This is a genomic window from Bradyrhizobium rifense, assembly GCF_008123425.1.
Classification (GTDB): Bacteria; Pseudomonadota; Alphaproteobacteria; order Rhizobiales; family Xanthobacteraceae; genus Bradyrhizobium; species Bradyrhizobium rifense.
Genome location: NZ_VSSS01000058.1, coordinates 86,980 through 100,635 on the forward strand (window position 1 = coordinate 86,980; position 13,656 = coordinate 100,635).

The following is a 13,656-nucleotide window of genomic DNA, read 5'->3' on the forward strand; positions in this document are numbered from 1 at the left end:
GCACCATCAGCGGCCATCGACAACGCCTTGCCGAACATTCCCGCTTGATTCTGTTTGGCTTTTGCGTCGACGGGACAACCCAAACGCGACCGTCGAAGACGGCCATCGTGGTCGCGGCGAATTGCATACGAGCGATGGCGCGACTTTGCTCAACTTCACGTCAAGCCTGCATAGCGAGTTCCGATTTGGCTTGAACCGTCACAAATTTGCAACAGCGGTCGCGTGCAACGCGCGACCGCAAGAGCCGTGCAAGGGGCCATTGGGGATACCTTGCGTCCGGAAACGGCCGCGACTCGCGCGACCGGCCTCCTGCCGCAGCGTTGAGCAAGGGATGACGCATTTTCAAACCTTACGCGGCGGTTCAAACTAGCTCACTATTGAGGCACTTCATCCCATGCAAGCGTACCAGTGAATGTTAGATCCGACGCCTAACGGCCTGCATTCCGGCGAGTCCCCGTTGCTTCAAACGGTGGGGCTCACCAAACGCTATGGGGATTTCCTCGCCAACGATTCCATCGACATCGACATCTGGCCGAAGGAAATCCACGCCTTGCTCGGCGAGAACGGCGCCGGCAAGTCGACATTGGTGAAGGCGATCTATGGGCTGATCCAGCCCTCTGCCGGCGAGATCCGCTGGCAGGGCGATCGAATCGTACTGTCCGGCCCGTCGGAAGCGCGCAGCCGCGGCATCGGCATGGTGTTCCAGCACTTCTCGCTGTTCGACAATCTCACCGTCGCCGAGAACGTCGCGCTCGGCCTCGACGGCAAGGAATCCTTCAAGGACATGTCGGCGCGGCTAGAGCAGGTGTCGAAGACCTATGGCCTGCCGCTCGATCCCAGGCGCGAGGTCTGGCAGCTGTCCGTCGGCGAACGCCAGCGCATCGAGATCGTCCGCGCGCTGATGCAGGACCCGAAATTCCTGATCCTGGACGAGCCGACCGCGGTGCTGACCCCGCAGGAGGCCGACCAGCTGTTCATTGTGCTGGAGCGGCTCAAGGCCGAAGGCCGTGCCATCCTCTACATCAGCCACAAGCTCGAAGAGGTGAAGCGGCTCTGTGACACTGCCACGATCCTGCGCGGCGGCAAGAAGATCCAGACCTGCAATCCCGGGCTCGAGACCGCCGCCTCGCTCGCACGCATGATGGTTGGCGGCGAGATCAAGGAAGTGAAGGCGGCCGCAGGCCGGCAGACCACGATCCCGCGGCTGGTCGTCAACGATCTCTCGCTCGCGCCTGACGAGGCGCACGGCGTGCGGCTCGAGCACATCTCCTTCGAACTGAAGGGCGGCGAAATCCTCGGCATTGCCGGCGTGGCCGGCAACGGCCAGGACGAGTTGTTCGCAGCACTGTCCGGCGAGCGGCTGTCGAAGGATCCCGGCACGGTGGTGATCGAAGGGATCGCCGCCGGCCACCTCTCGATCACCAAGCGGCGCAAGCTCGGCGCCGCCTTCGTGCCTGAGGAGCGGCTCGGCCACGGCACCGCACCGCGCATGAAGCTGTCGGAGAATGCGCTGCTCACCGGACACGCCGCCAGCGGCATGGTCAATCACGGCTTCATCGACACCGCCGCCACGCTGAAGACCGTGGACAAGGCGACCGAAACTTTCGACGTGCGCAAGGCCAAGCGCGATCCGGAAGCAGCATCCCTCTCCGGCGGCAACCTGCAAAAATTCATCGTCGGCCGCGAGATCCTGCGCAACCCGGCGGTGTTGGTGGTGAGCCAGCCGACCTGGGGCGTCGATGCCGGTGCTGCCGCCGTCATCCGCCAGGCGCTGCTTGATCTGGCCACCGCAGGCGCCGCGGTGCTCGTGACCAGCCAGGATCTCGACGAGCTCGCTGAAATCGCCGACCGTATCGCCGTGATGTTCCACGGCCGCCTGTCGGAGCCGCTCGCCACACGCGACGCAACACGCGAAAAGCTCGGCCTGTTGATGGGCGGCAGCAGCCTGGAGCCGAAGGAGGCCGCGCATGCAGTTGGTGCTTGAGAAGCGCGCCGAGCGCTCCAACACGATCGCGCTGGTCTCGCCGCTGATCGCTATCGGCTTGACGATCGTGACCATGACCATCCTGTTCGCGATCCTCGGCAAGAATCCGCTGCTCGCCCTGCAGGCCTACTTCATCGCGCCCCTGACCGACGGCTATTCGCTCCAGGAGATCGCGGTGAAGGCGACACCGCTGGTGATGATCGCGATCGGGCTGTCGCTCTGCTATCTCGCCAACGCCTGGAACATCGGCGCAGAAGGGCAATTCCTGATCGGCGCTGTCGCCGGAAGCTGGATCGCGGTGAAGACGCAAGGCACCGACGCCGGCGCCTGGGTGCTGCCGGCGATGCTCGTGCTCGCGGCAGCGGCAGGCGCGCTCTATGCGCTGATCCCGGCAATCTGCAAGGTGAAGTTCGGCGCCAGCGAAATCCTCACCAGCCTGATGCTGGTCTATGTCGCCGACCTCCTGCTGGATTATCTCGTCCGCGGTCCCTGGCGCGACCCGAACGGCTTCAACTTCCCGACCACGGCCGAGTTCGATCCCGTGGCAACCGTGCCGCTGCTGATCGAAGGCGGCCGGCTCCATCTCGGCTCGATCATCGCATTGCTCGTCGTTGCGGCAGCTGCGATCCTGCTGGGGCGCACCATCAAGGGCTTCGAGATCCGCGTCGTCGGTGCTGCGCCACGCGCGGCGCGTTTCGGCGGCTTCAACGCCAATCAGCTGATCATCCTGACCTTCGCGGTCTCCGGCGCGCTGGCGGGCCTCGCCGGCATCATCGAGGTCGCCGGTCCCGTCGGACATCTCCAGCCAGGCATTTCGCCCGGCTACGGTTTCACCGCGATCATCGTCGCGTTCCTCGGCCGTTTGAACCAGATTGGAATATTAATTGCAGGCCTTTTTCTCGCACTGACCTTTATCGGCGGCGAGCAGGCGCAGATCGCAATGAAGATCCCGTTGGACGTCACCAAGGTCTTTCAGGGCATCCTGCTGTTCTACGTGCTCGCCTGCGATTCCCTTATTCTTTACCGCTTCAAGCTGGTCTTCCCGAACCGTCAGGTGGCCCGTGGAGCTGGTTGAAGCCATCATCCTGTCGGTGCTCGCCGCCTCGACGCCGCTCCTGATCGCGGCAACCGGCGAGCTCGTCACCGAGCGCGCCGGCGTGCTCAACCTCGGCGTCGAGGGCATGATGATCGTCGGCGCGGCCTGCGGCTTTGGCGGCGCCTGGCTGACGGGTTCGATCTTCATCGGCGCGCTATTCGGCATCGTCGCGGGAACACTGATGTCGCTGATCTTCGCATTGATGGCGCTCGGACTCGCCGTCAATCAGGTTGCGACCGGCCTCGCGCTGACCATTCTCGGCGTCGGCCTGTCCGGCCTGATCGGGGCCGGCTTCGTCGGCGAACGCATCACGCCGGCGACACATCTCCACATTCCCGGCCTCACCGACATCCCGCTGGTTGGCCGCGTGCTGTTCGGCGAAGACGCCTTCGTCTATTTTTCCATCGCACTCATCATCGGCGTCTGGTGGTTCCTGTACCGCACGCGCGCGGGATTGATCCTGCGTGCCTGCGGCGACAACCATGTCTCCGCGCATGCGCTCGGCTATCCCGTGCTGCGCATTCGCACCCTCGCCGTGATGTTCGGGGGCGCCTGCGCCGGACTTGCCGGCGCTTATCTGCCGCTCGCCTACACGCCGTTCTTCATTCCCGGCATGACCGCGGGCCGCGGCTGGATCGCGCTGGCGCTGGTCGTGTTCGCATCCTGGCGTCCGGGCCGGCTGGTGATCGGCGCCTATCTGTTCGGCGCGGTGACGATCCTGCAATTGCACGCGCAAGGCTGGGGCGTCGGCATTCCCTCGCAATTCATGTCGGCACTGCCGTACCTCGCGACCGTCATCGTACTGGTTCTGCTCTCCCGCGCGCGCACCGGCGGCTCGACCGCGCCGGCCACGCTCGGCACCGTGTTCGTGCCTGACCGCTAGTGTTTTCATTTTCGCGGCGTGCGCGATGGGGCGCACACGTCGCGGATCGTAGCTTTCCCCTGATGTTTGGAGATTGATGATGAGGAAATCACTTCTTGCGCTGGCTGCCGGCCTTCTGCTTGCCGGGAGCGTCAGTGCAGCCTCCGCCGCCGACAAGCTGAAAGTCGGCTTCATTTACCTCGGCCCGATCGGCGATCTCGGTTGGACCTATCAGCATGAGCTTGCCCGCCAGGCGCTGGTGAAGGAACTCGGCGACAAGATCGAGACCACCTATCTCGAAAACGTGCCCGAGGGTCCTGACGCCGAGCGCGCCATCGAGCAGCTCGTCCGCGCCGGCAACAAGCTGATCTTCACCACGTCGTTCGGCTACATGGACCCGACGCTGAAGGTCGCCAAGAAATATCCGAACGTGCATTTCGAGCACGCCACCGGCTACAAGCGCGACAAGAACATGTCGACCTATTCGGCCAAATGGTATCAGGGCCGCTACATCCAGGGCCTGATCGCGGCCAAGATGTCGAAGTCCGGCGTGCTCGGCTATATCGGCTCGTTCCCGATTCCCGAGGTCGTCTCCGGTATCAACGCGACGATCCTCGCGGCGCAGACCATCAACCCGAACATCAAGGTCAAGATCATCTGGGCCAACACCTGGTTCGATCCGGGCAAGGAGGCCGACGCCGCCAAGGCGCTGATCGACCAAGGCGCCGACGTCATCATGCAGCACACGGATTCGCCGGCCGCGATGCAGATCGCCAGCGAACGCGGCAAGCTCGCTTTCGGCCAGGACTCCGAGATGATCAAGTTCGGCCCCAAGACCCAGCTGACCTCGATCCTCGACACCTGGGGCTCCTACTACATCGAACGCGTCAAGGCCGAGCTCGACGGCACCTGGAAGTCCGAGGACAGCTGGGGCGGTCTCGACAGCCACATGTTCGCGATGGCGCCGTATACCAATATGCCTGACGACGTGAAGAAGATCGCCGAGGATGCCCAGGCCGCGATCACCGCCGGCAAGCTGCACCCGTTCAAATGCCCGGTGATTGGGCAGGACGGCAAGGAGATCGAGTGCAAGGGCGGCGCCAATCTCGCCGACGGCCAGATCCTCGGCATGAATTTCTACGTCAAGGGCATCGACGACAAGCTGCCCGGCAAGTAGCACGCTTCTTGCATTGACTAGATCACCTGCTCCTCCCGGAGGAGGTTCGGAGGGGGTGGCCAGAAGCACCCGGCACTTGTGGTCGCCCCCTCCTTCTATTCTATCCAGCGTGCATCGCCCGCGCCGCGGAACTGTGGCGTCGGATAAGGTTCGGGACGTCCAGTCCCGGGATCGCGCCGTCAACCACGGCCCAATTTCCCGCCACCATCACCCGATCGGCCCGATGCGCCCCGCACAGCACCAGCGCGGCCAGCGGATCGCCATGGCCGGAAAAGCGCAGCTCGTCCAGCCTGAACAGCGCGAGGTCGGCGGCCTTGCCGACCGCGATCTCGCCGAGCTCCGGACGACCGACACACGCGGCCGAGCCCTTGGTCGCCCAGCGCAGCGCATCCTTGTGGCTGACCTTGGTCACGCCGTAGCGCGCCCGCTGCAGCAGGAAGGCGGCACGCACCTCCTGCATCAGGTTCGATCCGTCGTTGGAGGCCGAGCCGTCCACGCCGAGCCCGATGCCGACACCGGCCTCTTCCATCTCGCACACCGGGCAGCAGCCGGACGCCAGAATCTGGTTGCTGCAGGCGCAGTGACTGATGGTGGTCTTTGCCTTGCCGAGGCGCTTCATCTCGTCGGCATTGAAGAAGATGCCGTGGGCGAGCCAGGTCCGCGCATTGAGCCAGCCGCATTGATCGAGATAGTCGAGCGGACGGCAGCCATACATCTGCTGGCAGAATTTATTCTCATCCTCGGTCTCGGCGAGATGGGTGTGCAGGCGCACGTCGAGCTTGTCGGCAAGATCGGCGGTGGCGCGCATCAGCGAGGTCGTTACCGAGAAGGGCGAGCAGGGCGCCAGCGCAATCTGCACCATCGCATCCGCACCGCGCTGGTGATGCTTCGCCACGACGCGCGCACTGTCGGCGAGGATCGTGTCCTCGTCCTGCACGACGCTATCCGGCGGCAGGCCGCCATCGCGCTGCGACAGGTTCATCGAGCCGCGCGTCAGCAACACGCGCACGCCAAGCCGTTTTGCGACGCCGACCTCGATGTCGACGGACTCTTCGAGTCCCGCCGGAAATACATAGTGATGATCGGTCGTGGTGGTGCAGCCCGAGAGCAGCAGTTCGGACATCGCAACGGTGACGCCGAGCTCGAGCCGCTCTGGCGTCAGCTTCGCCCACACCGGATAGAGCGCCTGCAGCCAGGGAAACAGCTCACGGTCCATCGCCGCTGGCAGCGCCCGCGTCAACGTCTGATAAAAATGATGATGGGTGTTGATGAGGCCCGGCAGCACGACATGCTCGCTCGCATCGAACACCGTAACGTCTGCGGTCGCCGGTGTTCCGCCGGCCGGCACGAGCTCAATGATACGGCCATCCTTAACGACGATGCCGCGCCCGGCGCCGTCGGCGAGGATGGCCAGGGGATCCCTGATCCAGATCGGCTTTGCGTCGCTCATATCCTGTTTCTCCCCGCCTTCGTTAACGAATGGCCTGCAAGGCAGAGGCCATCCCGAAGACGTTATTGCTGCGACTTGTTGTTGCCACTTGGCGCTGGTCTTGCAAGACTTTCCCTTAGGCTAATTCAGCCGGCGCAGGCGTTGTCGCAGCCATGGACTTGAATACCATCACAGTCGTCAGCCATCCGCAAACACGCGCGCAATTGCCCGCTTGGACGCCAGGTGATGCTTGGCTCGCGGGCGGCACGTGGCTGTTCTCGGAGCCGCAAGTCCACCTCACGCGACTTGTCGATCTCACCGATCTGAAATGGCCGGCGCTGACGATCACCGAGAGCCACCTTAGCATCGCTGCCACCTGCACGATCTCGCAACTCGATGCGCTCACCTGCCCCACCGACTGGCTCGCAGCACCACTGATCAGCCAATGCTGCCGCGCTTTTCTCGCCTCCTTCAAGATCTGGAAGACGGCGACGGTGGGCGGCAATCTCTGCATGTCGTTGCCGGCAGGGCCGATGATCTCGCTTACCGCCGCGCTCGACGGCGTCTGTACGATCTGGAAGGTCGGGGGTGGCGAGCAGAGGATTCCCGTCGCCGAATTCGTCACCGGCAACCAGCGCAACCGACTGTCGCCGGGCGACCTGCTGCGGCAGATCGACATTCCACTTGCCGCACTGAAGCGTCGCTCCGCGTTTCGACAGATCTCGCTCGCGCCGGTCGGCCGCTCCGCGGCCCTCCTGATCGGAAGCCTCGATAGCGCCGGTGCGCTGAAGCTGACCGTGACCGCATCGACCGTGCGCCCGATGCTGCTGTCGTTTCCAAAGCCGCCCGATGCGGGCGCGCTTCGCACGGCGATCTCCGAGGAGATCACCGACGATCTCTATCACACCGACATTCATGGCAAGCCGCTCTGGCGCAAGCACATGACGCTGCGGCTCGCCGAGGAGATCCGCGCCGAGCTCCTGGGTGCAACGCCGCCATGAGCTTCGAAGTCAATGGCGCAAATTTTCCGCAAACGCCACGCGCCGGCCAGTGCCTGCGCACGTTTTTGCGGGAGCTCGGCCATTTCGGGGTGAAGAAGGGCTGCGACGCCGGCGACTGCGGCGCCTGCACCGTGCTGCTCGACGGCGAGCCCGTGCATAGCTGCCTCATCCCCGCGTTTCGCGCGGAGGGGCGCGCCATCACCACGATCGAAGGGCTCGGCGACGAACATGGCGCGCACCCGATGCAGCAGGCCTTCCTCGACGCGCAGGGATTCCAGTGCGGCTTCTGCACCGCCGGCATGATCCTCACCTGCGCCTCGCTGAACCAGGCGCAGCGGACCGACCTCGGCGCCGCGCTGAAGGGCAACATCTGCCGCTGCACCGGCTATCGTTCGATCGAGGACGCGATCCAGGGCAAGACCAATGTCGAGGAGCGCGTCGAGGCCGGTGGCGCATTCGGCCGCAGCCTGCCGGCGCCCGCGGGCCCGGACGTCGTTCGCGGTATGGCACGCTACACGTTCGACACCGAAATCGACAATCTGCTGCACATCAAGCTGCTGCGCTCGCCGCATGCGCACGCACGAATCGTCGCGATCGACAGATCGGCAGCGATGGCGGTCCCGGGCGTGCATGCAATCCTGACGCATGAGGATGCGCCCTCGGTGCTGTTCTCGACCGCGCGGCACGAGAAGGACTGGATGGATCCCGAGGACACCCGCATCCTGGACGACGTCGTCCGCTTCATCGGCCAGAAGGTCGCGGCCGTCGTCGCGGAGAGTGAAGGCGCCGCCGAAGAGGCCTGCCGCCGGCTGAAGGTCGACTACGAGATCTTGCCCGCGCTGATCGATCCCGAGCAGGCGATGGCGCCGGGCGCACCGCTCGTTCATCCTGATCGGACCAGCGCGAACCGTGTTGCCGACGCGCAGCGCAATCTCGTCGCCGAAACGCATGGTGAGTTCGGCGATGTCGCCTCCGCACTCGCCGCATCTGCCGTCACTTACGAGGCCACCTTCCACAGTCATCGCGTGCAGCATGCCGCACTGGAGACCCATGGCGGCCTCGCCTGGCTCGATGAGGCAGGCGTGCTCAATGTCCGCACCTCGACACAGGTGCCGTTCCTGACCCGCCGAGCACTCTCGGACATCTTCCAGCTTCCCATGGACAAGGTCCGCGTGTTCTGCGAGCGCGTCGGCGGCGGTTTTGGCGGCAAGCAGGAGATGTTCGTCGAGGATATTTTGGCGCTCGCCGCCTTGAGGACCGGTCGGCCGGTCAAGCTCGAGCTCACGCGCGAGGAACAGTTCATCGCGACCTCGACGCGGCACCCGATGCGGGTCCACATCAAGGCCGGCGCCGATGCCGACGGCAAGCTCACCGCGCTGCAACTCGACGTGCTCTCCAATACGGGTGCTTACGGCAATCACGGCGGCTCCGTGATGTTCCACGCAGTGTCGGAGTCCATCGCCGTCTACAATTGCCCGAACAAGCGGGTCGACGGCTTCGTCGTCTACACCAACACCGTGCCGGCCGGCGCGTTTCGTGGTTATGGCTTGCCGCAGACATTGATCGCGGTGGAGGCTGCCATCGACGAGCTCGCCAGGCAGCTCGGCATCAGCCCTTACGACATGCGCCGACGCAATATCGTCAAGCCCGGCGATCCCATGCTGTCGCCGCCCGAGTCCGACTATCACGACGTGCTCTATGGCTCCTACGGTCTCGACCAATGCATCGACCTCGTCGAGCGCGCGATGCAGGTCGATCAGCCGCAGCCCGAACTGTCGCCGGAATGGCTGACTGGCGACGGCATCGCTCTGACCATGATCGACACCGTGCCGCCCGCCGGCCACATCGCCGACGCGATGATCGCGCTCAACGACGATGGCGGCTTCGATCTCACCGTCGGCACCGCCGAGTTCGGCAATGGCACCAGCACCGTGCACCGACAGATCGCTGCAACGGTACTCGCGACCACCGTCGACAGGATCCGCCTGCGCCAATCTGACACTGCCCATGGCGGCCACGACACTGGCGCCTATGGCAGCACGGGCACGTTCGTTGCCGGCAAGGCGACGCAGGCAGCCGCCATGCAGCTTGCGGCCGAATTGAAGGTAGCTGCCGCCAACGCATGGCTTTGCGATGCCGGGACTTGCACGCTCGAGGGCGAGTTCGTCGTCAGCGGCGTGCGGCGAATTTCCTTTACTGAGCTCGCGAAGCTCGCGCGCGAGTCGGGGCGTCCGCTCGTGGCACACGGCAATTCCGAGGGAACGCCGAGATCCGTCGGCTTCAACGTGCAAGGCTTTCGCATCGCCGTGAACAAGGGCACAGGTGAGATCAGGATTCTCAGGAGCGTGCAGGCGGCGGACGCGGGCGTCGTCGCCAATCCCATGCAGTGCCGCGGCCAGGTCGAGGGCGGCGTGGCGCAGGCCCTCGGTGCGGCGCTCTACGAGGAAATGGTGATTGATGCGAATGGCCGCGTCACCAATCCCAAATTCCGCGATTACCATCTGCCGTCCTTCGCGGACGTGCCGCGCACGGACGTGTTGTTCGCCGAGACGTCCGACACGATCGGGCCCTTAGGGGCGAAGTCGATGAGCGAGAGCCCGTACAACCCGGTCGCCGCCGCGCTCGGCAACGCGATTGCCGACGCCACCGGCATCCGCTTCACCGCACCGCCTTTCAAGCCGGACCGGCTGTTTCCGGCGCTGCACGAGAAGTTCGGCGATTAACTGCCGCGGTACGTCGAATAGCTCCAGGGCGTCACCAGCAGCGGCACATGATAGTGGCTCTCCGGCTCGCTGATCGCGAAGCGCAGCGGGATCTCGTCGAGGAACGGCGGATCTGACAGCGGCACATTGCGCTCGGCGTAATATTTGGCGACGCTGAAGCGAAGCTCGTAACGGCCGATCGGCAGCGGGCGACCGCTGATCAGCGGCTGGTCGGTGCGCCCATCCGCATTGGTGACGGTGCGCGCGATGACGCGGCTCTCGCCGAGCGCGGCGAGCTCGACAAGCGCGACCGGAATGCCGGGCGCGGGCTTGCCGGCGTGATTGTCCAATACATGGGTCGAGAGCCGGCCGTGCACTTTCAGCTTGTCGTCGGCGATGACGAGTTGATCAAGCCGCAGTGCCGAGATGCGACCGATCTCTTCGATCGCGCGGCGCGTCTCGGTCTTGGCGATGTTGCGCAGACGCGTCTCGAAGTCGCGCAGCACGGAATCCTTGGTATGACGCCGCACGCAGACGATATAGGGGATGCCGAATTTTTCGCGATAGGCGTTGTTGGCGCGCTCGAACGCCGAATATTCGGCGCCCGACAGCCGGTCGAGGCCGGCGCTGTTCTGCTCGTCGGTTGATTCCGCCGTCAGGCCCGCTGCGCGCTGCGTCTTGTTGGCGAGATCGGGATGCGCCCGGATCAGTGCCAGCTGCACATCGGGTTCGGCGGCTTGTATCGCCGCCATGAGCGCCGTGTGCAGCTGGTTGATGCCGGCAAACGGCCGCTGCGCCGCGAGCTGCTCGGCGATCCAGGGCGAATATTCCACGACATTGGCAAGCGCCGCGACGAAATCGGCCTGGCTTGCGGCATTGAGATTGGCCAGCGAGATTTGCGTCATCGTGACTTCACCCGATCTCGAAGGCATCGAGATGCGCCTGCTTGTCGTGCCAATGCTGCGCGATCTGCAGCCGCGTCGGCACCCAAACGCGCTCGTGCTTGCCGATATAGTCGAGGAAGCGGATCAGGCCAGCGGCGCGGCCCGGCCGGCCGGCGAGCCGGCAGTGCAGCCCCACCGACATCATCTTCGGGGCGGTCTCGCCTTCGGCATAGAGCACGTCGAACGCATCTTTCAGATAGGTGTAGAACTGCTCACCCTCGGCAAAGCCCTGCGGATTGATGAAGCGCATGTCGTTGGCATCGAGCGTATAGGGAATGATGAGCTGCTTGCCGTTGGGACCCTTGACCCAATAGGGCAGATCGTCGGCATAGGAATCGCAGAGATAGAGGAAGCCGCCCTCCTCCATCAGCAGACGGTTGGTGTTGATCGAGGAGCGACCGGTGTACCAGCCGAGCGGCCGTGAGCCGGTCGCCTCGGTATGGACGCGGATCGACTCGGCGATCTCGGCGCGCTCCTGCGCCTCTGTCATGTCCTTGTGCTCGATCCATTTAAGGCTGTGGCTCGCGATGTCCCAGCCGGACTCCTTCATCGCAGCGACGATTTCCGGATTGCGCTTCAGCGCGGTGGCGACACCGAACACGGTGGTCGGCCACTTCCGCTCGCTGAACATCCGCCACAGCCGCCAGAAGCCGGCGCGCGAACCGTATTCGAACATGGATTCGATATTGGCGTGACGCTGGCCCGGCCAGGGCTGCGCGCCGAGCACGTCGGACAGGAACGCTTCCGAGGCGCGGTCACCGTGCAGAATGTTGTTCTCGCCGCCTTCCTCGAAATTGACGACGAACTGCACCGCGACCCGCGCGTTGCCGGGCCATTGCGGATGCGGCGGATTGCGGCCGTAACCGCGGAGATCGCGCGGGTAGCGGGCGTCAGTCACTCAGACTTCCTCGAAGCGGATCGGCAGCGCGCCCTTCCACAGCACGCTCTTGCCCAGCGTCGCGAGATTCTCCAGGCCCGAGGTCACCGTAATGAAGTGATTGCCGGCGAGCTGGCCCATCTTGCTGGCGAAATGCACGCCGCCATAGGCCATCAGGATCTCGGTCTCGCTGATGCCACCGGGATAGAGGATGATCTGGCCGGGCGCGGGATAGCTGGTGTGGTTCTCATAGCCGACGCCGAAGTCGAGATCGCCGAGCGGCATCCATACGCCTTCGCCGCTCCAGCGCACATGGATGATGTGGCTCTCGAACGGCAACGCCTTGCGGAACGCCGCGACGGTCTTGGGCGCCGCCTGCTCCTCGAAGCGGGCATCGAAGGTGAAATCGCCGGCGCGGATAACGAGTTTGCTCATCTCATCTCTCTGGATCGGGGGCGGTGGCCCCACGGGGAACTTGCAAGCAAAGAGCATTCCAGCGGGCTTCGCGCAAGTGGCGCCGGACCCTCACCTGCGGTCGTAAGACCAGCCGAACAGGCCGCTCCGCCGCACCTCGGGCTCGGGCTCCGCAGCGGCAGCCGGCGGCGATGCCTCCTTCAGTTCCGCCTGCGGCGGGGGCGGCGGAGGCGCCGGCAGGTTCTCGCATTTCATGGAATAGACCAGCTTACCGTCCGCGGTGCGTCCGATCGGCGCGCAGGGGTCAGAGTGCGCCGCCGAGGTTTTCGGTGTCAATTTGACCTGCGCCGCAGCAGGCGAGGCGATCAAGAGCAGAACCAGCAGATATTTCGACATCGTTGTCGGGCCTTAAACCTCGATTAGCCCCATTCAACCGGATTGCGCCGGTCAAGTCCATCGGGCCCGGCTGGGCGATTGCCGAATATTTAGCCGGGACCAAAAAATTTGCTCGCCCCATCGTGAAAGTGGCGCGACCGATCGTGAAGCCGGCGCTGCTGATATTGGGCAAGCCGCATCGCCATGTCAGACGCGACGACGATGATAAGTCTGACAACCGGGACGTCGTCACGGGAGAAACACCAATGCAAAAGACTCTTGCCATTCTCGGCGCCACGCTGGTCACCGCCATCACCATCCAGACCGCAGCAGCGAGCAACCGTCACCATATGCGCAAGGCGCCGCCTGCCCCCATCGCCCAGTCGGTGCGCGACTCCAACGCGGCCATGTGGCCATCGCAGCCGACCGAACCGGACTGGTCACGCTACGCCAACGGCGCGATGTCGGCACCCGCGGGACGGTGAAGTTAGAAGCATAGAGCGCGATTGCTTCAACAGCGTCCTTGCGGGCACAGCGAAGCAATCCAGAATCCCTCCGCGGAAACACTCTGGATTGCTTCGCTGCGCTCGCAATGACGGAGTATGGGGCGGCCCGCACCATCTCGTACCGACGCTGCCGCGTCCCGGCTCTCGATCAGTGACGACGTACGGTCGTCCCTCCAGGTCGAGCCGGGATGGGCGATACATACGCTATTCCGAATTCCGGTAAAGCGGAATGTCTTGAAGGGGGATTGACAGCCCGCCCAACTGTTTCGCCCGTCGAGGCTGGGCAAGT

Annotated in this window: 12 protein-coding genes; 7 read left to right on the forward strand and 5 right to left on the reverse strand. The window is 64.5% G+C overall.

Annotated features, from left to right (window positions below; genetic code table 11):
* The first annotated feature begins 412 nt into the window (after positions 1 to 412).
* The 4 genes from FXB40_RS34620 to FXB40_RS34635 all read left to right on the forward strand — a co-directional run bounded on the left by FXB40_RS34620 (position 413) and on the right by FXB40_RS34635 (position 5,119).
* Positions 413 to 1,984 carry an ABC transporter ATP-binding protein gene (locus FXB40_RS34620; RefSeq protein ID WP_148776767.1) on the forward strand — a complete coding sequence of 524 codons (1,572 nt, stop codon included), beginning with the start codon at positions 413 to 415 and terminating at the stop codon, positions 1,982 to 1,984.
* The gene (locus FXB40_RS34625; protein ID WP_148776768.1) at positions 1,968 to 3,059 is read left to right on the forward strand and encodes an ABC transporter permease; all 1,092 of its coding nucleotides are present in this window, start codon (positions 1,968 to 1,970) and stop codon (positions 3,057 to 3,059) included. Before FXB40_RS34620 ends, FXB40_RS34625 begins: the two co-directional genes overlap by 17 nt.
* A complete protein-coding gene (locus FXB40_RS34630; protein ID WP_148776769.1) occupies positions 3,046 to 3,963 on the forward strand; it encodes an ABC transporter permease in 918 nt (305 codons plus the stop codon). Before FXB40_RS34625 ends, FXB40_RS34630 begins: the two co-directional genes overlap by 14 nt.
* 79 nt (positions 3,964 to 4,042) lie before the next feature.
* Positions 4,043 to 5,119 carry a BMP family ABC transporter substrate-binding protein gene (locus FXB40_RS34635; RefSeq protein ID WP_187437345.1) on the forward strand — a complete coding sequence of 359 codons (1,077 nt, stop codon included), beginning with the start codon at positions 4,043 to 4,045 and terminating at the stop codon, positions 5,117 to 5,119.
* Positions 5,120 to 5,219: 100 nt separating this feature from the next.
* Here FXB40_RS34635 and FXB40_RS34640 read toward each other — a convergent pair whose 3' ends face one another.
* Positions 5,220 to 6,569 carry an 8-oxoguanine deaminase gene (locus FXB40_RS34640; protein WP_148776771.1) on the reverse strand — a complete coding sequence of 450 codons (1,350 nt, stop codon included), beginning with the start codon at positions 6,567 to 6,569 and terminating at the stop codon, positions 5,220 to 5,222.
* A 152-nt stretch (positions 6,570 to 6,721) separates the two neighbouring features.
* On the opposite strand from FXB40_RS34640, the gene FXB40_RS34645 reads away from it, so the two are divergent.
* Together FXB40_RS34645 and FXB40_RS34650 are read left to right on the forward strand one after the other, a co-directional pair.
* The gene (locus FXB40_RS34645) at positions 6,722 to 7,549 is read left to right on the forward strand and encodes an FAD binding domain-containing protein (protein ID WP_148776772.1); all 828 of its coding nucleotides are present in this window, start codon (positions 6,722 to 6,724) and stop codon (positions 7,547 to 7,549) included.
* Positions 7,546 to 10,272: a molybdopterin-dependent oxidoreductase gene (locus FXB40_RS34650; RefSeq protein WP_148776773.1), complete on the forward strand. Its 2,727-nt coding sequence runs from the start codon at positions 7,546 to 7,548 to the stop codon at positions 10,270 to 10,272. The genes FXB40_RS34645 and FXB40_RS34650 overlap by 4 nt, the downstream gene beginning before the upstream one ends.
* Here the strand turns inward: FXB40_RS34650 and uraD are convergent.
* The 4 genes from uraD to FXB40_RS34670 all read right to left on the reverse strand — a co-directional run bounded on the left by uraD (position 10,269) and on the right by FXB40_RS34670 (position 12,882).
* The gene (gene uraD, locus FXB40_RS34655) at positions 10,269 to 11,156 is read right to left on the reverse strand and encodes a 2-oxo-4-hydroxy-4-carboxy-5-ureidoimidazoline decarboxylase (RefSeq protein WP_148776774.1); all 888 of its coding nucleotides are present in this window, start codon (positions 11,154 to 11,156) and stop codon (positions 10,269 to 10,271) included. The genes FXB40_RS34650 and uraD overlap by 4 nt on opposite strands.
* A 7-nt stretch (positions 11,157 to 11,163) precedes the next feature.
* A complete protein-coding gene (gene puuE, locus FXB40_RS34660; protein WP_148776775.1) occupies positions 11,164 to 12,093 on the reverse strand; it encodes an allantoinase PuuE in 930 nt (309 codons plus the stop codon).
* Positions 12,094 to 12,507 (reverse strand): DUF3830 family protein, encoded by a 414-nt coding sequence (locus FXB40_RS34665; RefSeq protein ID WP_027531871.1) that lies wholly within the window; start codon positions 12,505 to 12,507, stop codon positions 12,094 to 12,096.
* A 90-nt stretch (positions 12,508 to 12,597) separates the two neighbouring features.
* Complete coding sequence (locus tag FXB40_RS34670; RefSeq protein WP_148776776.1) at positions 12,598 to 12,882, reverse strand: hypothetical protein; 285 nt, start codon at positions 12,880 to 12,882, stop codon at positions 12,598 to 12,600.
* 245 nt (positions 12,883 to 13,127) lie between these two features.
* Between FXB40_RS34670 and FXB40_RS48290 the strand changes: the two genes are divergently transcribed.
* Positions 13,128 to 13,346, forward strand: a complete 219-nt coding sequence (locus tag FXB40_RS48290; protein ID WP_187437346.1) for a hypothetical protein — start codon at positions 13,128 to 13,130, stop codon at positions 13,344 to 13,346.
* The last annotated feature ends 310 nt before the right edge of the window (positions 13,347 to 13,656 follow it).